Genomic DNA, 20,201 nt, shown 5'->3' on the forward strand with positions numbered 1-20,201 from the left:
TTTCTTTAGGCGTTCAGTTAAGTTACCCAGAGCGGGCGGCTTCTCTGAAGCGCCCGCCTGGTGACTAATACTCCGAAGGGATTACCAACGGTAGTGTGCGAACGCCTTGTTGGCTTCTGCCATACGGTGAACGTCTTCACGTTTCTTAACTGCAGTACCTTTGTTTTCTGCAGCATCAGAAAGTTCGTTCGCCAGACGCAGAGCCATGGATTTATCACCGCGTTTACGAGCAGCTTCAACGATCCAACGCATTGCCAGAGCATTACGACGAACCGGACGAACTTCAACTGGAACCTGATAAGTAGAACCACCAACGCGGCGGGACTTAACTTCTACAGTTGGGCGAACGTTGTCGAGAGCGACTTCGAAAGCTTCCAGTTCATTTTTACCAGAACGCTGAGCCAGGGTCTCAAGCGCGCTGTATACGATTGCTTCTGCAGTAGATTTTTTACCATCTACCATCAGGATATTTACAAATTTTGCCAGCAGTTCTGATCCGAATTTCGGATCTGGAAGGATTTTACGCTGACCAATGACGCGACGACGTGGCATGGGAATACTCCGTTGTTAATTCAGGATTGTCCAAAACTCAAAGAGTTTAGTGTGACATTAAGATAAATCAGTTTGGCCTTACTTAACGGAGAACCATTAAGCCTTAGGACGCTTCACGCCGTACTTGGAGCGAGCCTGCTTACGGTCTTTAACACCTGAGCAGTCGAGCGCACCACGAACGGTGTGGTAACGAACACCCGGAAGGTCTTTAACACGACCGCCACGGATCAGGATCACGGAGTGCTCCTGCAGGTTGTGACCTTCACCACCGATGTAGGAAGTCACTTCGAAACCGTTAGTCAAACGCACACGGCATACTTTACGCAGTGCGGAGTTTGGTTTTTTAGGAGTGGTGGTATATACACGAGTACATACGCCACGTTTCTGCGGGCAGGCTTCCAGTGCAGGCACGTTGCTTTTTGCAACTTTGCGTGCACGTGGTTTGCGTACCAGCTGGTTAACTGTTGCCATTAAATAGCTCCTGGTTTTAGCTTTTGCTTCGTAAACACGTAATAAATCGACCTCATACAATATGAGGACGCGAAATTTTAGGGCTACGTCGAAAAGGTGTCAAGAAATATACAGCGATCTCAAATCACCAGTTCATTTGACTGGGGTGTGTCACAGTAAGATTGACGAAATCAGTATAGCCAACCACGTCAATTCTGGCTGAAATTTGACCAGCAAGACCTCGCGCTTCAAGATCGTCTTTCAGCGCAGAGATGGATATGGGGGCACTGCTGAGGATTTCAACGAACTGACTACCATCAAGCGCCGCAAGCACACCGTCCTGAATCAGCAGCAAATCATCCCCTTCGCGCAACATGCTCAGTAACGCGTCGATATCACATTGCCACGGGGAATGGCTCAGGGTGTGCAGCATGTCAGCCTCAGAAAGTCAGAACAGTATCATATTGAGAGAGTTGTTCGCGCAGCGCACCCGCGGGGAGGAGCGTTACATCCAGCACGAAAGACGTCTTATCATTGAGACCGCGCGCAGCCAATGAGTCAGCACACACGTAGAAGGTTTCAATGTCGTAAAGCGGTAAAACTTTGAAGGTAGCGATGTAGTCCCGCGCCAGAATTGCCTGCGGCTGCTGGCCCGCCAGCAGCTGGAATACGCCGTCTCCCAGAAAGAATACGCCAATATCTTCGGTTAATGCGGAGGTTGCGAGCAACGCGTCCAGCCCTTCTCTGCCAGACGCACTCCCATGGGGAGCAGACGAAAAAACAAACGCGACACGCTTCATTAAAACTGCACCACTCTGTCGCAGGTTAGCGCGGCCTGGGCCAGTGCCCCCAGGCCACTCAACGAAAAACCGGGCTGCAGGTTAGCCCCTGGCAAGCCGAGACGCTCCGCTTCGGCCGCATCCGTCACGCCGCGACGCAATGCCGCAGCCACGCAGATATGCAGCTCAACGCCATGCTTTTCGTTTAATGCCTGCCAGGCGCGGACAAGGTCAAATTCATCGCTCGCCGGTGACGTAAACTGGTTCGCGTTATAGACCCCTTCCCGATAGAAGAAGACGCTCGCCAGTTTGTGTCCAGCCTCAAGTAGCGCATGAGCAAACTGCAGCGCACTGCTGGCCTGCTGAGTGCCATACGCCGGGCCTGTCACCATTAACGCAAAACGCATTACTTGTCTTGCCCCAGGAAATCGCCGCTTTTGAACTGGCGAATGTAGAGGTAAACCGTGTGCTTGGAGATATTCAGACGATCGGCCACCTGGTTAATGGCGTCTTTGATGTCAAAAATCCCTTTCTCGTAGAGGTTAAGTACGATCTGACGGTTCTTGGCGTTGTTCGATACGTTGCGGTCGGCATTCACCTCTTCAATGGTGAACTCCAGCGTCTGGGTCACCAGATCCTCAACAGAGGAGGCAAAATTCACAGAAGAGCCCACATCTGGGGTTTCTGGTGGGATAAAGGTACTCATGATTTGCGAGAACGGTACATCAAGGTTCATGTTGATGCACAGCAAACCGATGACCCGATGGTCACGGTTTCGAATGGCGATAGTTTCTGATTTCATCAACACACCGCTTTTGGCGCGGGTGAAGTAACATTTGGAGACGCTGCTGTCCGCGCCGGTCATGTCATGCAACATACGCAATGCAAGGTCGGTGATTGGCGAACCAATTTTACGGCCAGTATGTTCACCATTCGCAATGCGGATGGCGGAACATTTCAGATCTTGCAGGGAGTGCAATACGATTTCGCAGTGGGAGCCAATGAGCATCGCTAACCCGTCCACCACCGCCTCGTAGGATTTCAGAATATCGAAGTCGGTCTGGTCAAAAGGACGTTGATCCAGCAAATCGAGTTCACTGGTTTCGTTGGTTAAAAGCGACCTGGACATGAAAAAAACACTCCTTTTCAGGAGCCTGTCGTTAGGTTTTCAGGGCAGGCTCATTATCTACACGGACAACTAAATTAATACAGCGTGTATAGCGCTTTCCAGTGTTAATTATATCTGCCCTACAATAAAAAAAACCGCCGCCTCAAAGGCGGCGGTTTTTTTTCAGCATTACTTCTTAGCAGCAGCGGCTTTATCGTCAGCCGGAGCATCTGCCTTGGCATCCGCTTTAGGTGCCGGTTTGATGTCCAGCAGCTCTACGTCAAAGACCAGCGTAGAGTTCGCAGGGATACCCGGAACACCGGTTTTGCCGTAAGCCAGATCCGGTGGGATGACCATCTTGATCTTGCCGCCTTTCTTGATGTTCTTCAGGCCTTCGGTCCAGCCCGGGATCACACCGTCCAGACGGAAGGAAAGAGGCTCACCACGGGTGTAAGAGTTGTCGAACTCTTTACCGTCGATCAACGTACCTTTGTAGTTAACCACAACGGTGTCGCTGTCTTTAGGCGCATCACCGGTACCTTCTTTCTCAACTTTGTACACCAGGCCAGTAGAGGAGGTTTTTACACCTTTTTCTTTAGCAAAGGTATCGCGGTAGGCTTTGCCTTTCGCTTCATTGTCTTTGGCATCTGCTTCCATTTTGGTCTGAGCAGCACCTTTCACACGCGCTTCAAACGCCTGCAGAGTCTGTTCGATTTCCTGGTCAGACAGTTTGCTCTTATCTGCAAACGCATCCTGAACACCCGCGATCAGCTGAGCTTTGTCCAGTTTGATGCCCAGTTTCTCTTGCTCTTTCAGAGAGTTTTCCATGTAACGACCCAGAGATGCGCCAAGTGCGTAGGCGGATTTCTGGTCGTCATTTTTGAACGCCGCTTTGCTGTCTGCAGTTGCAGCAGGTTTCGCTGCAGTGTCAGCAGCGAAAGACAGCGGTGCATTCAGTGCGACAGCCATTGTCGTCGCCAGCAGCGTTACTTTGAACAGTGATTTCATCCATATCTCCAGGGCCTGGGGACTCTCACCCCAGCATTAAACGTAAATGAGTGACGTACTATAAATCGTTGCGGAAGAAATCTACAGACAGACTCTCCCGATTCTCGTCTCTTTTCAGACTATTTTTGTTTAAATAAGTTTCTTGCCAAAGGGATGGATACTGCACTTGAGGATAAACTCAGTTAAACTTCGCCGCCGCAGGCCCATTATGGCGAGTGTGAAATTGACGAGGTGAACCATGAAGGACACATTGATTGAAGCGAGACTGGCTGAGCTGGAAAGCCGACTGGCTTTTCAGGACATCACCATCGAAGAACTTAACCAGACCGTAACCGCCCATGAACTTGAAATGGCAAAGCTGCGCGATCTGATGCGCCTGCTCACTGAAAAAGTGAAGGCAACGCAGTCGTCGCACATCGCCTCTCAGTCAGAAGAGACGCCACCACCTCATTATTGAGGCGTAAAAAAAGCGGGATTATCCCGCTTTTTTATTTTCCGCATGACGGTATTAGTGGCAGCCGCAGCCGCCGTTGCCGCAACCACCTTTACCGTGGTCGTGACCATGGTCGTGATCGTGGCCGTGACCACCGCAGCAGCCATCGTGGCCGTGATCGTGGTCATGGTCGTGACCGTGTGCACCGTGAACGTGGCCATGAGCCAGTTCTTCTTCGGTTGCTTCACGGATCGCAACAACTTCTACGTTGAATTTCAGGTTCTGGCCAGCCAGCATGTGGTTGCCGTCAACCACAACGTGGTCGTCTTCAACTTCTGTGATTTCAACCGGCACCGGGCCCTGGTCGGTTTCCGCCAGGAAGCGCATGCCAACCTGCAGTTCGTCAACGCCCATGAACACGTCTTTAGGAACGCGCTGAACCAGGTTGTCGTCATACTGACCGTAAGCGTCGTTCGCGCCTACAGCAACGTCGAATTTGTCGCCAACGTCATGACCTTCCAGCGCTGTTTCCAGGCCAGAAATCAGGGAGCCGTGACCATGCAGGTAGTCCAGCGGCGCACTCACCGGAGACTCATCAACCAACACACCGTCTTCTGTACGTACCTGATAGGCCAAGCTGACCACCAGGTCTTTTGCTACTTTCATGATATCTCCTGAGCGTGGGAAAATTGCTGGCGCAGATTGTAGCGGAAATCTGCACCCGTGTACCCTTTAGCTTAAAAAAACTCAGGGCATATCGCTAGTCCGGATGAAAAATGCCGATCACTTGCTCTTCTTTGCGAACGTGATCGCGGGCCTCTTTATCAGCCTCACGCATCTGGTGACCGCACTTAACACACTCAACTACATCAATATTATTCTCACGCCACATAGCCAAAGTATCTTGCGCCTGGCAGGTCGGGCATTTTGCCCCCGCGATAAAGCGTTTACGTACAGCCATCTTTCGTTACCCTTTATTCAAATTCGTCCCAGCCGTCCAGTTGGCGTCGTTCCTGTTGCATCTCTCTCTGGAAGATCTCCTCCAGCTCGCGACGCGCTTCCCGCACGCGGGAGATTTGCGCCGTATCGGTATGGACCGGCATCAGCTCGCGCAGCATCCGCATATCCAGCCGGCGGAAGTGCATCTGGGCGCGCTGCGCCTGATGCGGATGCATACCGAGCGAGATCAGCGCCTTGCGGCCCAGCTCCAGCGCACTGGAGAACGTCTCACGGGAGAAGTGTTTCACACCCGCCTGCAACAATTCGTGAGCTTCAACACGTCCCCGCGCACGCGCCAGAATATGCAGATGCGGGAAATGCTGCTGACACAGCTCCACCAGCTTCATCGTATCTTCCGGGTCATTGCAGGTAATCACGATGGACTCTGCCGCTTCCGCCCCCGCCGAGCGCAGCAGCTCAAGCTGGGTCGCGTCGCCGTAGTAAACCTTATAGCCATATTTGCGCATCAGGTTGACCGCACTGATATCGCGCTCCAGTACCGTGATGCGCATTTTGTTCGCCATCAGCAAACGCCCAATCACCTGTCCGAAACGGCCAAAACCCACGACGATAACCTGTGGCTTATCATCTTCCACCCAGGGCGCTTCATCTTCATCATCAGCCGGGTTAAACCGGCGCGACAGCAGTTTATCCACCAGCTTCATCAGCAGCGGCGTGGTCATCATCGACAGCGTGACCGTCACCAGCAGCAGCGCCATCTGGTCATCTTTGAAGAGTTTTTGGGAAGATGCGGTAGAGAACAGCACAAACGCGAACTCTCCTCCCTGGCTTAGCACGCTGGCAAACTGCATGCGTTCCGAGCTGCGCAGCCCGTAAATACGGGCCAGTACGTAGAGCACCAGCGTTTTCACCGCCACCAGCACCGCCACGCTCACGGCCACCCACAGCAGATGGGTATAAAGCACGCCAAGGTTCAGCGCCATGCCGACCGAAATAAAGAACAGCCCTAACAGCAGCCCCTTAAACGGATCGATGGCAATTTCCAGTTCGTGACGATATTCGCTCTCCGCCAGCAGCACCCCGGCGATGAACGTCCCCAGCGCCATCGACAGCCCCAGCGCATCCATAAACAGCGCAGAGCCAAGCACCAGCAGCAGCGTCGCGGCGGTAAACACTTCACGAACGCCCGAGGCGGCAATAAAGCGGAACACCGGACGCAGTAAGAAACGCCCGCCAATCAGCATCCCCGCGAAGGCCAGCACCTTCATGGAGATTTTTACCCAGTCAAAATGATCGTCACCGGATCCTGCCAGCAGCGGCACCAGCGCCAGCGCCGGGATGACGGCCAAATCCTGGAACAGCAGCACCGAAAAGCCCAGCTGTCCGGCTTCGTTGCGATTCATCCCTTTGTCGCGCATCAGCTGCAGCGCCATCGCCGTGGAGGACATCGCGAGGCCAATCCCGCCGATCACCGCCGCCTGCCAGGAAAACTGCGTCAGCATGAGCAGCCCGCCCAGAATCGCGGCGCTGAACAGCACCTGTGCCGCCCCCACGCCGAAGATGGAGCGCCGAAGCTGCCACAGCTTGGACGGGTTCAGTTCAAGGCCGATGATGAACATCAGGAACACGACGCCCAGTTCAGAGAAGTGGAGGATCTCATCCACATCGCTGATGAATCCCAGCCCCCAGGGGCCGATGGCAATCCCCGCCAACAAATACCCCAGCACTGCACCGATACCGATACGTGCCGCAAGCGGCACCGCAACAACCGCCGCAAATAAAAACAACACCCCGGCGAGGAGTAAATTCGATCCTTCCATCAACGACCTCCTGCCGGAATCGGTGAGGCCAGCCATTCACCGTAGGCTCTGGCGTGGCTCGCCAGCTCTTGTGGCTGCTGGCGTCGCGCCCAGTAGACAATAATCGGGCTCATCCAGTGCATACGGCACATTGCCGCCGTCAGCTCAAAGGGACGCAGGATATCGCTCATCGGATAGCGGTTCAGCCCGTCGTGACGGTAAGCGCTTTCTGGTTCACCGGTCGTGATGACGCTACGCCAGTACTTTCCCGCCAGCTGGTTGCCCCCCACCCCGCTGGAGAAGCCCCTGCTCAGCACGCGGTCCAGCCACTCTTTAAGCAGCGCCGGACAGCTATAGGTATAAAGCGGATGCTGGAACACAATGACGTCATGCTGACGCAGCAGTTCCTGCTCGTAAGGAATATCAATAAAGAAATCAGGATAGTGCGCGTAGAGATCGTGCACTGTTACGTTACTGAGCTGTGTAGCCGGCTTAAGCAGCACCCGGTTCGCCACCGAGTCCTGAGATTCCGGATGGGCATACAGCAGCAGCACTTTCGCTGTCTGAGACATCACTCCCCTCCCGGTTCTGTTTTTGTGTATTGTTGTCGTTTTGGGCTACCATGGCGGCCCGGTGGGGAAAATGGCCCACACCTTACATTATCATAATGACAAATTAACATAGTCGGAACATACGGCGCTTCTATGATTGTTTTCTCCTCGTTACAAATTCGTCGCGGCGTGCGCGTCCTGCTGGATAACGCCACTGCTACCATCAACCCGGGCCAAAAAGTGGGTCTGGTCGGCAAAAACGGCTGCGGTAAATCCACCCTGCTGGCGTTGCTGAAAAACGAGATTAGCGCGGATGGCGGTAACTTTACCTTCCCGGGGAACTGGCAGCTTGCCTGGGTAAACCAGGAGACGCCTGCGCTGAGTGAGCCGGCGCTCGACTATGTTATCGACGGCGACCGTGAATACCGCAAGCTCGAGGCAGAACTCAACGCCGCGAACGAGCGCAACGACGGTCACGCCATCGCCACCGTTCACGGCAAGCTGGACGCCATCGACGCCTGGACCATTCGCTCCCGCGCCTCCAGCCTGCTGCACGGCCTGGGCTTCAGCAATGAACAGCTGGAACGCCCGGTCAGCGACTTCTCGGGCGGCTGGCGCATGCGCCTCAACCTGGCGCAGGCGCTCATCTGCCGCTCTGACCTGCTGCTGCTCGATGAACCGACCAACCACCTCGATCTTGATGCCGTTATTTGGCTGGAGAAGTGGCTGAAGAGCTATCAGGGCACTCTGATTCTGATCTCCCACGACCGCGACTTCCTCGACCCGGTGGTGGATAAAATCATTCACATCGAACAGCAAACGATGTTCGAGTACACCGGCAACTACAGCTCCTTCGAGCGCCAGCGCGCGACGCGCCTTGCCCAACAGCAGTCCATGTACGAAAGCCAGCAGCAGCGCGTGGCGCACCTGCAGAGCTTTGTGGATCGCTTCAAGGCCAAAGCCTCAAAAGCCAAGCAGGCCCAGAGCCGCATCAAGATGCTGGAGCGCATGGAGATGATTGCCCCGGCGCACGTGGATAACCCGTTCCACTTCAGTTTCCGCGAGCCGGAAAGCCTGCCGAACCCGCTGCTGAAGATGGAGAAAGTGAGCGCAGGCTATGCCGAGCGCATTATTCTCGATTCCATCAAGCTCAACCTGGTGCCGGGTTCGCGCATTGGCCTGCTGGGGCGCAACGGTGCCGGTAAATCGACGCTGATCAAACTGCTGGCGGGCGAGCTTAACCCGGTCAGCGGTGAAATCGGCCTGGCGAAGGGCATCAAGCTCGGCTACTTTGCCCAGCATCAGCTGGAATTTTTACGCGCGGATGAATCGCCGATTCAACACCTGGCGCGTCTGGCGCCGCAGGAGATGGAGCAAAAGCTGCGCGACTACCTCGGCGGCTTCGGCTTCCAGGGCGATAAGGTGACGGAAAACACCGAGCGCTTCTCCGGGGGCGAAAAAGCCCGTCTGGTGCTGGCGCTGATCGTCTGGCAGCGCCCGAACCTGCTGCTGCTCGATGAACCGACCAACCACCTGGATCTCGACATGCGTCAGGCGCTGACCGAAGCGCTGATCGAGTTCGAAGGCGCGCTGGTTGTGGTTTCGCACGACCGCCACCTGATCCGCTCTACCACGGACGATCTCTACCTGGTGCACGGCGGCAAAGTTGAACCGTTCGACGGCGATCTGGAAGACTACCAGCAGTGGCTGACGGACGTGCAGAAGCAGGAGAACCAGCCGGAAGAGTCAGCGAAAGACAACGCCAACAGCGCGCAGTCGCGTAAAGACCAGAAGCGCCGTGAAGCGGAGCTGCGCACCCAGACGCAGCCGCTGCGTAAAGAGATTGCCCGTCTTGAAAAAGAGATGGAAAAGCTCAACGCCACGCTGGCTACCGTTGAAGAGAAGCTGGGCGACAGCGGGCTTTACGACCAGAGCCGCAAAGCGGAACTGACCGACTGTCTGCAAACCCAGGCGAAAACCAAATCCAGCCTCGAAGAGTGCGAAATGGCGTGGCTGGACGCGCAGGAACAGCTGGAAGCCATGCTTCAGGCCGACTAAACCATCGGGAGGGTTATGCGTTTCGATACCACGAGCGATATTACATTCCGCAAGCTCAGCATCTTCATGACGTTTATGGAGAAGGGGAATATCGCGCGTACCGCCGAAACGCTGGGCCTGAGCGGGGTCAGCGTGCACCGTGCGCTGCACACGCTGGAAGAGAACGTGCGCTGCCCGCTCTTTACCCACAAGGGGCGTAACCTGATTGCGCTCCCCTCCGCGTGGACGCTGCTGGAGTATTGCCAGGAGGTAATGCAGGTGATGGAGCGCGGGCTGGAGGCGTCCCGCAAAATCGCCGGTATCGGCCAGGGGCGGCTGCGCGTGGGCACGCTCTACTCGCTCACCCTGGAAACCGTACCGCGTCTGATTATGGGCATGAAGCTGCGCCGTCCGGATCTGGAGATGGATCTGACGATGGGCTCCAACGACACCCTGCTGCACATGCTGGATGAAGGCTCGCTGGACGCGATTCTTATCTCCATCTCCGAAAGCGACATCGACCGTAACAGCCTCGAAGTGCTGCCCCTGTTCCACGACGATATTTTCCTTGCCGCACCGGCTTCCGCCACGCTGAATACCCGCGGCCCCGCGGATCTGCGTGATTATAAAGACCAGAAATTTGTCGCCCTGGCGGAAGGGTTCGCCACGTATGCAGGGTTTCAGGAAGCGTTTCATATCGCCGGGTTCGAGCCGGAAATCGTCACGCGCGTTAATGACATTTTCTCGATGCTGAGCCTGGTGCAGGCAGGCGTTGGATTTACGCTGATGCCGGGCAGGATGAAGAAGGTCTACGAGAATTCCATGCAGCTGTTGAAGCTGGCGGAGCCGTACCAGATGCAGCAGCTGATCGCGATTGTCTTTGCCCGTAACCGCGAGCAGGACCCAAGCCTGCGGGCATTAGCCGCCGAAGGGCGGATGTATGCGCGCAGCTTACAAGAAGGTGCCTGATGTTAGTGCCCGGTGGCGGCTGCGCCTTACCGGGCCTACTCCTGGATTGTAGGCCCGCTAAGCGTAGCGCCACCGGGCAAAAAACTCATCGCTGAAGCCGACCCGCCAGATGCACCGCCACGTCCACCCCGCTGCGCTCCAGCGAAATGGTCTCCCCTTCCCACGCCGCCTGACGCGTCAGGCAGGTCAATATGCCGCCTGGCGGCATTTCAATTGCCAGCCGCGCTTCACGTTCGTTAGCGGAAATCATCGCCTCCTGCCAGCGCACGGTTCGCGCCATGTTCATCGCCAGATCGTCGGCAATCTTTTCCGGCTGCCAGAGCACGCGGCCTGTACTGCCGCTCAGGTAGGCGCAGCGTGGACGAGCCAGCGTAACGGACTTAAACGCCGACGCCAGCTTTTTCGCCGGTTCCGCCAGCAGCGCGCAGTGTGACGGCACGCTAACCGCCAGCCGCCTGGCCTTGCTCGCCCCTTTTGCCAGCGCGCGTTCTGCCACCTGCGCCATCCCCTCATCGGTTCCGGCGATGACGATCTGCGTTTCAGCGTTCAGGTTGGCAATATAGGTTCCGGTGCCTTCAATCAGCGTTTCCACCTGCGGCAGGGTCAAGCCCATGATAGCCGTCAGGCCGTAGCCGTGCGGATAAGCCTGTTCCATTAGATCGCCGCGCAGCGCCACCAGCGAAAGCGCATCTGCGAAGTCCAGCGCCCCCGCGACAACCGCCGCCGGGTATGCGCCGATGGACAGCCCGCTGACGATATCCGGCGTCACGCCGCGACGCTCCAGCTCGCGCGCCCAGGCCACGCCGGCAATCAGCAGCGAAAGCTGAACCGCGCGGGTGTGAGCGAGTGAGGCTGCACTGTCCAGCGTATCCACTTCGGCGCCAAGCACCTCTCGCGCCTGTTCCAGCTCCGTTCCCGGCAAATTTTGCAGCATGCCTTCGTGCTGCGTGCCCTGTCCCGGAAAGGTAAACAGTATTTTCATCACTCCTCCCTGCGCCACGGATCCGCCACCAGGCGCGGTCCACATTGAGTTTTCAGCAGCGTTTTGCCGTCGCGCAGCCACTCCGCCAACGCAAAGCCCCCTTCGGGGGTATCGACCTGCGTATCCGCCCGACACAGTGCGCGGCTCAGCTGCGACTGCCATGCGGTAAAAGCATCCGGGGAAATCGGATCAGGGGCGCGGATCAGCAGGTCCAGATCGCTGTCGGCATGGATCACCGGAATGCCGGTCGCCAGCGCGTAGCCGGTGCTGCCGGTAATGCCCCACGTCCACGGCCACGCCTGCTGAGCCAGCTGCAGCGCCACCTGAACCGGCGGCTGGGTCACAAAGGGCGAGCGCAGCAGATCGGCGGTGACGCACAGGTCTTCAGGCTGCACCACGCGCTGCACGTTTTCGGGCTTCACCCATCCGGCCGCACGTTGGTCACGACGCAGGCCGCGCACGCCAACGGGGATGCGGCCGTCGCTATCAACATCACGCCGCACCACTACCGGCAGGCCGGTATGCCAGGCCGCCTCCACCCAGGATTCGGTGATACCTTCCAGCGCGTCGCGCGCGGTAAGCCAGATGAGGTCGTGCGGGCGTAATGTTGTGGTCATGATTACATTCCTGAAGTCAGCGAGATAAACAGCGGCAGCGACAGGATACACAGTACGGAGCTTAACAGCAGCACGGCTTCAGCATCCGGCGACTGCACGCCAAAACGGTTACCGAACACCACGCCGAAGAAGCCCGCAGAAAGCGCAATCATCAGGATAGCGGTAATGGCGACGGAGCCGTGCAGACCGAAGATCAGCACGATACCCCAGGCAATCGCTGGCTGAATCAGCAGCTTGGCGATGGTCGAGGTAATCACCATGGTGTTGATCTGCAGCTTGCGGGCAGAGAGGATCACCCCGGTCAGGAACAGCGCCGCTGCGGTGGCGGACAGCCCCAGCGGTTTAATCGCCGCAAGAACCAGCTCCGGCATTTTGATGCCGATGGCGGAGAGAATCACACCCAGCAGCGGCCCCATCACGATCGGTTTTTTAATGGAACGCCACATCAGCACCGGCAGCATGGAGAGCGTTGAGCCGGAATTATTCCCCTCGACGCGCGCTTTCTCGCGCTCCAGGATCAGCAGGCAGAACGGGGTCATCAGCACCGAACCGCAGGCAATAGAGACCGCAACGGAAAGCGACGTGGAAGATCCTTCACCCAGCACGCTGCCCAGAATCGGCAGACCGAGCGCCGCGTAGTTCGGTAGGGCAACGGTAAGCGTCAGCACCGCCGCGTCCTGCGGGGATTTCTTAAAGATTTTGGTGGCAAGGAAGTAGATGACCGCATAGGTGATCCACATCGCCAGGGTCAGCACCAGGATCAGCGGCGACTGCGCCACGATGCCGGTCCACGGGGTTTGCACGGTGGCGCTGAACAGCGCGGCTGGTAGTGCAAAATCCATCACGAAGATATTGAGCAGGGAAACGTTTTTGTTATCGACCATCTTTGCCTTACCGGCCCAGAATCCCAGCAGCATGATGACGAAAATCGGTGCAAGAGCATGAACAATTACGTAAGTCATAAATCACCTGTAGTAAAAAAAGTTTTAGCACTGGTGCGATGTTTATTATTTTTCAGGATGCAGGCTCCCACGCGGGCGCAGCAGGCGCGCCCACGGGGTTTGCATCTCTGGCAGGTCTCTTTTTTACTTACCAGCTGGCTCGCATACGTTCGCGTACGAGCGCCGAGCTGCGGCGGTTGTCAGCACCCAGACGGTTTTTCAGCGTGGTGTCCTGACGAGCGTCACTGATGGCCTGTTGCAGGGTGGTTTTCACCTGCGCCAGATCGTTATCGGATGGGGCGTCCGGGTTGCTGATGTCCAGCAGGTTAGAAAGCAGCCCCAGCGTGGCGTAGTTGCTGATGTCATACGCCATTGGCGGAATGGTTGCCGCCAGTTTTTCCAGGGCCTCCACGGTACGCAGCGTAATGCGCGCCGCAGACTCTTTGCCCATCGCGTGGATCAGCACGCCTTCGTCGTTAAAGGCAATCAGGCGGTTAGCCTGGTAGCCGTGCGCCAGAAACGCGCCGGACATCGCCTTGCCGACGATAAGCCCAATCACCGGATGACCGGCCAGGCGCGCGTTCGCATAGGCTGCCGCCGCACCGGCCAGCGACTGGTGAATACCAAACGCCTCTTCACGACGGCCATAGGCCTGGCTTGGGACGTCAATCACCGCCACAATCGGGCGCTTAACGGCCTTATCGGCATCCGCCGCGACAGTTTCGCTGACCACTTTCGCCAGCGTCCAGCCTTCCAGCAGACCGACTTCACCTTTCGTGGCGCGCGGGAAGTGGTTGTTGGCATCCGGAACCACGGCCACAAAGCGCACCGCTTCACCATTAAGCTCGCCGTCTGCCGCCTGCACGGACGGGCATAACCCTTCCACACGTTTTGCATTCGGGGCAAGAATGTCCAGCCAGAGTTCGCCACGGCTCATTGAGTTAGTCATCATTTCACCTCCCGGGCAAAAAGCGCGTTAATCTGTTCGGCATCGGCCTGTTTTCGGGTGTCGAAATGGGTCAGACGGTTCAGGTAATCGTCGTAGTTATCGGTGCGGTGTTTCGCCGGTACGCCTTTCGCTATCGCCTCGTTCACCGCCGCTTTCACCGCGTTTACGCCGTCGCCTACCAGCGCATCCACCAGACCGCTTTGATAACGCACTTCGCCGCCGGTCATGCTCCAGATAAACGGACGGTCGCGGGAGTCGTACTCTTCAATCCCCGCCTCCTGCTCGATAACCTGCGGGCCGTTGAGGCCGAGACGCGCTTCACGGGTCACGATCAGGTAGCTGCACAGCGCCGCGGCGATGGACATCCCGCCGAAGCAGCCCACGGTCCCGGCAACAATCCCGACCACCGGGGTATACCGGCGCAGGTCAACAATCGCGGCGTGGATATCGGCAATCGCCGCCAGGCCGAGGTTAGCTTCCTGCAGACGCACGCCGCCGGTTTCGAGGCACAGCACCGCCTGCGTCGGAATGCCGTTGCGGTTATCTTCTGCCGCCAGCTCCAGCGCCGCCGCCATTTTGGCGCCGGACACTTCGCCCATGCTGCCGCCCTGGAACGCGCCTTCAATCGCGACGACGACCGCAGGCTGACCGTTGATGGTGCCTTTTGCGACGACCATGCCGTCATCGGCCTGCGGAACAATCCCCTGCGGCCCAAGCCATGGAGAGATAATGCCTTCAAACGGATCCAGCAGTTCGCGGTAGCTGCCCTCGTCAAGCAGGACCTGCGCGCGCTGGCGCGCTTTTAGTTCGATAAAGCTGCTGTCGTTACGCATGGCTCACCCCCTCAAAGACCTGTTCGATGCGAATGCGCGCCACGCCCGGCGTCGCGCCGAAGTCGTGGATGGTCAGTTTGCCTGCGGGCAGGCTGCTGACGGTGTGTAGACGGTTGAACAGCGCCTCCCAACGACCACGGCTGTTGTCGACTGAAGTGGTGATATCAACGGTTAAGGTCTGGCCCGGTTCGGCGGCGAACAACACCTCCATATCCCCGGAGCCGACGACGCCTGCCAGCGCCCTGCCGCTTACTTCGCGGCTGGCGGGCACGGTCAATGTAATTTTTTCCATAACATCCTCTTAATGCTTTGAATAAGGCGTTTCGACGCGGTCGAGAAACAGCGTGGCGGCAAGCAGGTCGGCAGCGCCGCCCGGTGAAGCGTTGAGCGAGAGCATCTGGCGGTCTAAGCTCGCCAGCGCCTGCTGCCCTGAAAGCGTTGCGCATCCTCCGGCGTTCAGTACCCCACGAGCACCGTTCTGCATGGCGTCCAGTCCCTCCATTCCGGCGCGCGACAGCACGCAGGTGTCGGTGAGTGACGTCATGATCGCCATCAGCGCGTCGAGCCTCGCATGCGTTTCACTGCTGCCGTTGAGACGGCTGAGGCGAAGCTGCGGCAGCGCGCGCTGCATAACGTGCGGGAACGCCTGCTGCGCCTCTTCGCGTGCGCCCGGCACGCGGTAGCGGTGCGTGGCGCGCAGCCCTTTGCTGAACACTTTCGGCGCCGCATCGTCCGGGAGTTTCGCCAGCTGAGCGGCGGTATTCGCGACGGCCTGCGCAGTCGCCTCACCGCCCAGCATCGCCACCGCGCTCACCAGCAATCCCAGCGCCCAGATCGCACCACGGTGGGTATTAACCCCGTCGGTGGCAGCCATCATCTGCTGCTCACCTTCGCGGCCAAGACGGCCAACGGTTTGCCGAAGCGCAATGTCCGCCGGACGCTGCCAGCTCTGCTGCGCCAGCGCCTGAAACGTGGGGGTCAGGCTGTGCGCGGAGCGCTCCATCAGCGCAAGGGATAAATCGTGGTGCGCGCCGTTCCCCCGACTGTCCACCAGACCGGGTTTCGGGCTTAAACGTGCTTCGTCAATCAGACACTGCGTGGCGGTTCGCGCCAGCCATTCGGCACCGCCTTCAACCTGAATCTGGGGCAGAAGTTTCATTACCAGCTCCGGAATTTCGCAGGTGGGTTATACAGACCGCCGGACCACTCAACGAGGTCTGACACGCTACCTGCCGCCAGCAGAGAGCGGGTGGCGTCGGTGCGGCGAATCCCCATATCTTCCGGGTAGACCACTTTGCCGCTCTGGCGCAGTTCCGCCACGCGTTTGGCGTCAACGCCCAGGCCGATATCGGTGATCCCCGCGACGGCGGCAACCATGGCCCGACGCTCTTCCAGATCTTTCGCCCGGTAGAGGTAGGCAATGCCCTCTTCCGTCAGCACGTGCGTCACGTCATCGCCGTAAATCATCACCGGTGCCAGCGGCATGCCGGAGGCTTTCGCCACGTCGACGGCATCGAGTTTTTCCACGAAGGTCGGCTTCACGCCCGCCTGGAAGGTTTCCACCATCTGCACGACCAGCTTTTTACCGCGCTGCATTGGATCCGGCTCGGTGATCATGTTCAGCCAGGCCGGGGTCGCATGACGACGACCGTGCGGGTCATGGCCCATATTTGGCGCACCGCCGAAGCCGGAAAGACGACCGCGGGTCACGGTTGAGGAGTTGGCATAGCCGTCAACCTGCAGCGTAGAGCCGATGAACATATCCACCGCGTACTGGCCTGCCAGCTGGCAGAAGGCGCGGTTGGAACGCATGGAGCCATCGGCACCGGTAAAGAAGACATCAGGGCGGGCGCGGATGTACTCTTCCATCCCCAGCTCGCCGCCGAAGCAGTGCACGCTTTCCACCCAGCCGCTTTCAATGGCGGGGATCAGCGTCGGATGCGGGTTCAGCGTCCAGTGTTTACAGATTTTGCCCTTCAGGCCGAGCTGTTCGCCGTAGGTGGGCAGCAGCAGCTCAATCGCCGCGGTGTTAAAGCCGATACCGTGGTTCAGGGACTGCACCTGGTGTTCCGCATAGATGCCTTTGATCGCCATCATCGCCATCAGGATATGTTCCTGTTTGATCAGGCGCGGGTCGCGGGTGAACAGCGGTTCGATAAAGAACGGCTTGTCCGCAACGACCACGTAGTCGATCCAGGAGCCCGGAATATCGACGCGCGGCAGATCGCACTCGTCGTCCACCAGCTCGTTCACCTGCGCGATGACGATGCCGTCGTGGAACGCGGCGGCTTCCACCAGCGCCGGGGTATCTTCGGTACTCGCCCCGGTGTAGAGGTTGCCTTTGCGGTCGGCTTTAAAACCGGCAATCAGCGCCACGTTGGGGGACAGGTCGACGTAGAGGCGCGAGTAGAGTTCGATGTAGGTGTGAATTGCACCGATTTCGAGCTGACCGTCTTCCAGCAGCTGCGAGATACGCAGGCTCTGTGTCCCGGAGAAGGAGAAGTCCAGCTTGCGGGCGATGCCTTTTTCAAAGATATCGAGATGCTCGCTGCGGCCAACGCTCGGCATGATCATATGCAGGTCGTGAACGATTTGCGGGTTCACTTCAGCCAGCGAGCGGGAAAGGAAATCCGCCTGCTTCTGGTTGTTGCCTTCCAGCACGACTTTATCGCCCGGGGCGATCAGTTTTTCCAGCATGGCGACAAGATCGCCGGTTGGCAGTACCTTGCCCTGCACCGGTACGGACGCCAGACGACGCGCTTTCTCGCTGCGTCGTGTGTTCCATTGCCGGGTGGGTGTTTGCCCAGATAACATTATTAACCTCCTGATTCAGCACATCATTCTGATTTGCCTAACGTTGAGTAAAGTCTGCGCTCTGGCGAGAAAGGCATCAATTAAGCGTAGAGCTGAATCATTAGCCTGAGAGTAATAATCAAGGTAAAGATTTGTGATCGGGATCAGTTCATGGTTCGGAAATCCAGGCTAAACGGGGTACAATTCGGAAGGTATAGTAAATTTCTGACAAGAATCAGCATCGCCCTTATGACCCAAATCATTCCATCAGACTTCGACATTGCAGCCGAAGAGAGCGCAGAGTTCGTGCCCATGCGCGGCGTGGCTAACCCCCACCTGCAAACCATGCTGCCGCGCCTGATCCGCCGCAAGGTACAGTTCACCCCGCACTGGCAGCGCCTGGATTTGCCGGACGGCGACTTTTTAGATCTCGCCTGGAGCGAAGCGCCGGAGCAGGCCCGACACAAACCTCGCCTGGTGGTGTTTCATGGTCTGGAAGGCAGCCTGCACAGTCCCTACGCCCACGGTTTAATCGAGGCGGCGAAAGCCCGCGGCTGGCTGGCGGTGGTGATGCATTTTCGCGGCTGCAGCGGCGAGCCGAATCGCCAGAAGCGTATTTACCACTCCGGCGAAACCGAAGACGGCACCTGGTTCTTACACTGGCTGAGAGATAATTTTGGCACGGTGCCAACGGCGGCTGTGGGCTATTCGCTGGGCGGCAATATGCTGGCCTGCCTGCTGGCGAAAGAAAGTGATGCAGTCCCGCTGGATGCCGCTGTTATTGTCTCCGCTCCCTTTATGCTCGAGCAGTGCAGCTACCATATGGAGAAAGGGTTTTCCCGCGTCTATCAGCGCTACCTGCTCAACCTGCTGAAGGCCAACGCCGCGCGCAAGCTGAAGGCCTACCCTGATACCCTGCCGGTTAGCCTGCAGCAGCTTAAGCGCGTGAAGCGTCTGCGCGAGTTTGACGATCTGATTACCTCGAAGATCCACGGTTTTGCCGATGCGATTGACTATTACCGTCAGTGCAGCGCCATGCCGCTGTTGAATCAAATCACCACGCCGACGCTGATTATCCACGCCAAAGACGATCCGTTTATGGATCATCACTCCATTCCGGCACCGGAGCATTTACCGGCTAACGTGCAGTATCAGCTCACCGAGTACGGCGGGCACGTCGGCTTTGTTGGCGGCACGCTACGCAGGCCGAAAATGTGGCTGGAAACCCGCATCCCTGACTGGCTCACCTCTTTTCTGGACGGTAAAAAATGATTATCCCCTGGCAGGATCTCGCTCCCGAAACGCTCGATAATCTGATTGAAAGCTTTGTATTACGTGAAGGCACCGATTATGGTGAACAAGAACGTTCGCTCGAACAAAAGGTCAGCGATGTTAAGCGCCAGCTGAAAAGTGGCGACGTGGTGCTGGTGTGGTCCGAACTGCATGAGACGATCAATATCATGCACCGCAACGCGTTTCACGGCTGATCTGTAAACCTTTCCAGTCAGGGAGTTGCTATGTCTGCCAGACATCCGGTTATTGCCGTAACGGGCTCAAGTGGTGCGGGTACCACCACCACCAGCCTCGCCTTTCGCAAGATTTTCGCACAGCTGAATCTCCGGGCGGCAGAAGTGGAGGGCGATAGCTTTCACCGCTATACGCGCCCGGAAATGGACATGGCCATCCGCAAGGCGCGCGATCTGGGCAAACACATCAGCTATTTCGGGCCGGAAGCCAACGATTTCAGCCTGCTGGAACAAACCTTCCGCGAATACGGGCAGAGCGGGACCGGGCAGTCCCGCAAATACCTGCACACCTACGACGAAGCGGTTCCCTGGAATCAGGTGCCGGGGACGTTCACCCCGTGGCAGCCGCTGCCGGAGCCGACCGACGTGCTGTTTTACGAAGGGCTACACGGCGGCGTGGTCACGCCTCAACACGACGTCGCGCGTCACGTGGATCTGCTGGTCGGCGTGGTGCCGATTGTTAACCTTGAATGGATCCAGAAGCTGACGCGTGACATGAGCGAGCGCGGGCATTCTCGCGAAGCGGTGATGGATTCCGTCGTGCGCTCCATGGAGGATTACATCAACTTCCTGACGCCGCAGTTCTCCCGCACCCACATCAACTTCCAGCGCGTGCCGACGGTGGATACCTCCAACCCGTTTGCGGCCAAAACGATCCCGTCGCTGGATGAGAGCTTTGTCGTCATCCATTTCCGCAATCTCGAAGGCATTGATTACCCCTGGCTGCTGGCGATGCTGCAGGGCTCGTTTATTTCGCACATGAATACGTTGGTGGTGCCGGGCGGAAAAATGGGGCTGGCGATGGAGTTAATTATGACGCCGCTGGTCCAGCGGCTGATGGAAGGGAAGCAGATCGCGTAAACATGTTCCCTCTCCCTGTGGGAGAGGGTTAGGGTGAGGGCATCAACACGCAC

25 protein-coding genes are annotated in these 20,201 nt (G+C 57.7%); 6 read left to right on the top strand and 19 right to left on the bottom strand.

The features are described from left to right. Positions 1-81: 81 nt before the first annotated feature. From rpsG to fkpA, 7 genes are all read right to left on the bottom strand, one after another. A complete protein-coding gene (gene rpsG / locus ACOQH0_RS21045; RefSeq protein ID WP_003861706.1) occupies positions 82-552 on the bottom strand; it encodes a 30S ribosomal protein S7 in 471 nt (156 codons plus the stop codon). A gap of 96 nt (positions 553-648) precedes the next feature. Further along, complete coding sequence (gene rpsL / locus ACOQH0_RS21050) at positions 649-1,023, bottom strand: 30S ribosomal protein S12 (RefSeq protein ID WP_000246815.1); 375 nt, start codon at positions 1,021-1,023, stop codon at positions 649-651. A 124-nt stretch (positions 1,024-1,147) separates the two neighbouring features. Further along, positions 1,148-1,435, bottom strand: coding sequence for a sulfurtransferase complex subunit TusB (gene tusB, locus ACOQH0_RS21055; protein ID WP_421511136.1), 288 nt, complete (start codon positions 1,433-1,435; stop codon positions 1,148-1,150). A gap of 7 nt (positions 1,436-1,442) precedes the next feature. After that, positions 1,443-1,802, bottom strand: coding sequence for a sulfurtransferase complex subunit TusC (gene tusC, locus ACOQH0_RS21060; protein ID WP_089598588.1), 360 nt, complete (start codon positions 1,800-1,802; stop codon positions 1,443-1,445). Further along, entirely contained in the window at positions 1,802-2,188 is a 387-nt protein-coding gene (gene tusD / locus ACOQH0_RS21065) for a sulfurtransferase complex subunit TusD (protein WP_421511137.1), read from the bottom strand. Before tusD ends, tusC begins: the two co-directional genes overlap by 1 nt. Next, the gene (locus ACOQH0_RS21070) at positions 2,188-2,910 is read right to left on the bottom strand and encodes a helix-turn-helix transcriptional regulator (protein ID WP_023333674.1); all 723 of its coding nucleotides are present in this window, start codon (positions 2,908-2,910) and stop codon (positions 2,188-2,190) included. The genes tusD and ACOQH0_RS21070 overlap by 1 nt, the downstream gene beginning before the upstream one ends. A gap of 168 nt (positions 2,911-3,078) precedes the next feature. Continuing rightward, positions 3,079-3,897, bottom strand: coding sequence for an FKBP-type peptidyl-prolyl cis-trans isomerase (gene fkpA, locus ACOQH0_RS21075; RefSeq protein WP_010436293.1), 819 nt, complete (start codon positions 3,895-3,897; stop codon positions 3,079-3,081). A 238-nt stretch (positions 3,898-4,135) separates the two neighbouring features. Here fkpA and ACOQH0_RS21080 point away from each other — a divergent pair, with 238 nt between their 5' ends. After that, positions 4,136-4,354, top strand: coding sequence for a protein SlyX (locus ACOQH0_RS21080; RefSeq protein WP_010436296.1), 219 nt, complete (start codon positions 4,136-4,138; stop codon positions 4,352-4,354). 51 nt (positions 4,355-4,405) lie between these two features. Here the strand turns inward: ACOQH0_RS21080 and slyD are convergent, their stop codons facing one another. From slyD to kefG, 4 genes are all read right to left on the bottom strand, one after another. After that, positions 4,406-4,996 (bottom strand): peptidylprolyl isomerase, encoded by a 591-nt coding sequence (gene slyD / locus ACOQH0_RS21085; protein ID WP_089598586.1) that lies wholly within the window; start codon positions 4,994-4,996, stop codon positions 4,406-4,408. A 94-nt stretch (positions 4,997-5,090) separates the two neighbouring features. After that, the gene (locus tag ACOQH0_RS21090; RefSeq protein WP_010436300.1) at positions 5,091-5,291 is read right to left on the bottom strand and encodes a YheV family putative zinc ribbon protein; all 201 of its coding nucleotides are present in this window, start codon (positions 5,289-5,291) and stop codon (positions 5,091-5,093) included. A 13-nt stretch (positions 5,292-5,304) separates the two neighbouring features. Beyond that, the gene (kefB, locus tag ACOQH0_RS21095; protein WP_100167375.1) at positions 5,305-7,110 is read right to left on the bottom strand and encodes a glutathione-regulated potassium-efflux system protein KefB; all 1,806 of its coding nucleotides are present in this window, start codon (positions 7,108-7,110) and stop codon (positions 5,305-5,307) included. Then, the gene (gene kefG, locus ACOQH0_RS21100; protein WP_010436306.1) at positions 7,110-7,661 is read right to left on the bottom strand and encodes a glutathione-regulated potassium-efflux system ancillary protein KefG; all 552 of its coding nucleotides are present in this window, start codon (positions 7,659-7,661) and stop codon (positions 7,110-7,112) included. The genes kefB and kefG overlap by 1 nt, the downstream gene beginning before the upstream one ends. 132 nt (positions 7,662-7,793) lie before the next feature. On the opposite strand from kefG, the gene ACOQH0_RS21105 reads away from it, so the two are divergent. Both ACOQH0_RS21105 and ACOQH0_RS21110 read left to right on the top strand, forming a co-directional pair. After that, complete coding sequence (locus tag ACOQH0_RS21105) at positions 7,794-9,698, top strand: ABC transporter ATP-binding protein (protein ID WP_333080479.1); 1,905 nt, start codon at positions 7,794-7,796, stop codon at positions 9,696-9,698. Between the two features lie 15 nt (positions 9,699-9,713). Next, positions 9,714-10,646, top strand: a complete 933-nt coding sequence (locus ACOQH0_RS21110; RefSeq protein WP_420984727.1) for a LysR family transcriptional regulator — start codon at positions 9,714-9,716, stop codon at positions 10,644-10,646. A gap of 85 nt (positions 10,647-10,731) precedes the next feature. On the opposite strand, the gene mdcH is transcribed toward ACOQH0_RS21110, so the two are convergent. The 8 genes from mdcH to mdcA form a co-directional block, all read right to left on the bottom strand. Beyond that, positions 10,732-11,628 carry a malonate decarboxylase subunit epsilon gene (gene mdcH / locus ACOQH0_RS21115; RefSeq protein ID WP_420984726.1) on the bottom strand — a complete coding sequence of 299 codons (897 nt, stop codon included), beginning with the start codon at positions 11,626-11,628 and terminating at the stop codon, positions 10,732-10,734. Continuing rightward, positions 11,628-12,245: a malonate decarboxylase holo-ACP synthase gene (locus ACOQH0_RS21120; RefSeq protein WP_420984725.1), complete on the bottom strand. Its 618-nt coding sequence runs from the start codon at positions 12,243-12,245 to the stop codon at positions 11,628-11,630. Before ACOQH0_RS21120 ends, mdcH begins: the two co-directional genes overlap by 1 nt. A gap of 2 nt (positions 12,246-12,247) precedes the next feature. After that, positions 12,248-13,207: an AEC family transporter gene (locus ACOQH0_RS21125; protein ID WP_420984724.1), complete on the bottom strand. Its 960-nt coding sequence runs from the start codon at positions 13,205-13,207 to the stop codon at positions 12,248-12,250. 127 nt (positions 13,208-13,334) lie between these two features. Continuing rightward, a complete protein-coding gene (mdcE, locus tag ACOQH0_RS21130) occupies positions 13,335-14,135 on the bottom strand; it encodes a biotin-independent malonate decarboxylase subunit gamma (protein WP_420984733.1) in 801 nt (266 codons plus the stop codon). Beyond that, the gene (locus ACOQH0_RS21135) at positions 14,135-14,968 is read right to left on the bottom strand and encodes a biotin-independent malonate decarboxylase subunit beta (protein ID WP_348556963.1); all 834 of its coding nucleotides are present in this window, start codon (positions 14,966-14,968) and stop codon (positions 14,135-14,137) included. The genes mdcE and ACOQH0_RS21135 overlap by 1 nt, the downstream gene beginning before the upstream one ends. Next, positions 14,961-15,260: a malonate decarboxylase acyl carrier protein gene (gene mdcC, locus ACOQH0_RS21140; RefSeq protein ID WP_010436321.1), complete on the bottom strand. Its 300-nt coding sequence runs from the start codon at positions 15,258-15,260 to the stop codon at positions 14,961-14,963. The genes ACOQH0_RS21135 and mdcC overlap by 8 nt, the downstream gene beginning before the upstream one ends. Before the next feature lie 9 nt (positions 15,261-15,269). Next, positions 15,270-16,127 carry a triphosphoribosyl-dephospho-CoA synthase gene (locus ACOQH0_RS21145; protein WP_010436322.1) on the bottom strand — a complete coding sequence of 286 codons (858 nt, stop codon included), beginning with the start codon at positions 16,125-16,127 and terminating at the stop codon, positions 15,270-15,272. Beyond that, positions 16,127-17,782 (bottom strand): malonate decarboxylase subunit alpha, encoded by a 1,656-nt coding sequence (gene mdcA, locus ACOQH0_RS21150; protein WP_010436323.1) that lies wholly within the window; start codon positions 17,780-17,782, stop codon positions 16,127-16,129. The genes ACOQH0_RS21145 and mdcA overlap by 1 nt, the downstream gene beginning before the upstream one ends. Before the next feature lie 228 nt (positions 17,783-18,010). Between mdcA and ACOQH0_RS21155 the strand changes: the two genes are divergently transcribed. The 3 genes from ACOQH0_RS21155 to ACOQH0_RS21165 are packed head-to-tail and all read left to right on the top strand — an operon-like array spanning position 18,011 to position 20,148. Further along, complete coding sequence (locus tag ACOQH0_RS21155) at positions 18,011-19,033, top strand: hydrolase (RefSeq protein WP_421511138.1); 1,023 nt, start codon at positions 18,011-18,013, stop codon at positions 19,031-19,033. Then, complete coding sequence (locus ACOQH0_RS21160) at positions 19,030-19,248, top strand: YheU family protein (protein ID WP_089598578.1); 219 nt, start codon at positions 19,030-19,032, stop codon at positions 19,246-19,248. Before ACOQH0_RS21155 ends, ACOQH0_RS21160 begins: the two co-directional genes overlap by 4 nt. 30 nt (positions 19,249-19,278) lie before the next feature. Beyond that, positions 19,279-20,148 carry a phosphoribulokinase gene (locus ACOQH0_RS21165; RefSeq protein WP_010436329.1) on the top strand — a complete coding sequence of 290 codons (870 nt, stop codon included), beginning with the start codon at positions 19,279-19,281 and terminating at the stop codon, positions 20,146-20,148. Positions 20,149-20,201 lie beyond the last annotated feature (53 nt).

It is taken from the genome of Enterobacter sp. JS8-1 (assembly GCF_049187015.1).
GTDB classification, from domain to species: Bacteria; Pseudomonadota; Gammaproteobacteria; order Enterobacterales; family Enterobacteriaceae; genus Enterobacter; species Enterobacter mori.

What these genes read in the sequence shown, in the direction of transcription:
- rpsG (WP_003861706.1), bottom strand. Translation starts at nt 552, where the DNA reads ATGCCACGTCGTCGCGTCATTGGTCAGCGTAAAATCCTTCCAGATCCG.
- rpsL (WP_000246815.1), bottom strand. Translation starts at nt 1,023, where the DNA reads ATGGCAACAGTTAACCAGCTGGTACGCAAACCACGTGCACGCAAAGTT.
- tusB (WP_421511136.1), bottom strand. Translation starts at nt 1,435, where the DNA reads ATGCTGCACACCCTGAGCCATTCCCCGTGGCAATGTGATATCGACGCG.
- tusC (WP_089598588.1), bottom strand. Translation starts at nt 1,802, where the DNA reads ATGAAGCGTGTCGCGTTTGTTTTTTCGTCTGCTCCCCATGGGAGTGCG.
- tusD (WP_421511137.1), bottom strand. Translation starts at nt 2,188, where the DNA reads ATGCGTTTTGCGTTAATGGTGACAGGCCCGGCGTATGGCACTCAGCAG.
- ACOQH0_RS21070 (WP_023333674.1), bottom strand. Translation starts at nt 2,910, where the DNA reads ATGTCCAGGTCGCTTTTAACCAACGAAACCAGTGAACTCGATTTGCTG.
- fkpA (WP_010436293.1), bottom strand. Translation starts at nt 3,897, where the DNA reads ATGAAATCACTGTTCAAAGTAACGCTGCTGGCGACGACAATGGCTGTC.
- ACOQH0_RS21080 (WP_010436296.1), top strand. Translation starts at nt 4,136, where the DNA reads ATGAAGGACACATTGATTGAAGCGAGACTGGCTGAGCTGGAAAGCCGA.
- slyD (WP_089598586.1), bottom strand. Translation starts at nt 4,996, where the DNA reads ATGAAAGTAGCAAAAGACCTGGTGGTCAGCTTGGCCTATCAGGTACGT.
- ACOQH0_RS21090 (WP_010436300.1), bottom strand. Translation starts at nt 5,291, where the DNA reads ATGGCTGTACGTAAACGCTTTATCGCGGGGGCAAAATGCCCGACCTGC.
- kefB (WP_100167375.1), bottom strand. Translation starts at nt 7,110, where the DNA reads ATGGAAGGATCGAATTTACTCCTCGCCGGGGTGTTGTTTTTATTTGCG.
- kefG (WP_010436306.1), bottom strand. Translation starts at nt 7,661, where the DNA reads ATGTCTCAGACAGCGAAAGTGCTGCTGCTGTATGCCCATCCGGAATCT.
- ACOQH0_RS21105 (WP_333080479.1), top strand. Translation starts at nt 7,794, where the DNA reads ATGATTGTTTTCTCCTCGTTACAAATTCGTCGCGGCGTGCGCGTCCTG.
- ACOQH0_RS21110 (WP_420984727.1), top strand. Translation starts at nt 9,714, where the DNA reads ATGCGTTTCGATACCACGAGCGATATTACATTCCGCAAGCTCAGCATC.
- mdcH (WP_420984726.1), bottom strand. Translation starts at nt 11,628, where the DNA reads ATGAAAATACTGTTTACCTTTCCGGGACAGGGCACGCAGCACGAAGGC.
- ACOQH0_RS21120 (WP_420984725.1), bottom strand. Translation starts at nt 12,245, where the DNA reads ATGACCACAACATTACGCCCGCACGACCTCATCTGGCTTACCGCGCGC.
- ACOQH0_RS21125 (WP_420984724.1), bottom strand. Translation starts at nt 13,207, where the DNA reads ATGACTTACGTAATTGTTCATGCTCTTGCACCGATTTTCGTCATCATG.
- mdcE (WP_420984733.1), bottom strand. Translation starts at nt 14,135, where the DNA reads ATGACTAACTCAATGAGCCGTGGCGAACTCTGGCTGGACATTCTTGCC.
- ACOQH0_RS21135 (WP_348556963.1), bottom strand. Translation starts at nt 14,968, where the DNA reads ATGCGTAACGACAGCAGCTTTATCGAACTAAAAGCGCGCCAGCGCGCG.
- mdcC (WP_010436321.1), bottom strand. Translation starts at nt 15,260, where the DNA reads ATGGAAAAAATTACATTGACCGTGCCCGCCAGCCGCGAAGTAAGCGGC.
- ACOQH0_RS21145 (WP_010436322.1), bottom strand. Translation starts at nt 16,127, where the DNA reads ATGAAACTTCTGCCCCAGATTCAGGTTGAAGGCGGTGCCGAATGGCTG.
- mdcA (WP_010436323.1), bottom strand. Translation starts at nt 17,782, where the DNA reads ATGTTATCTGGGCAAACACCCACCCGGCAATGGAACACACGACGCAGC.
- ACOQH0_RS21155 (WP_421511138.1), top strand. Translation starts at nt 18,011, where the DNA reads ATGACCCAAATCATTCCATCAGACTTCGACATTGCAGCCGAAGAGAGC.
- ACOQH0_RS21160 (WP_089598578.1), top strand. Translation starts at nt 19,030, where the DNA reads ATGATTATCCCCTGGCAGGATCTCGCTCCCGAAACGCTCGATAATCTG.
- ACOQH0_RS21165 (WP_010436329.1), top strand. Translation starts at nt 19,279, where the DNA reads ATGTCTGCCAGACATCCGGTTATTGCCGTAACGGGCTCAAGTGGTGCG.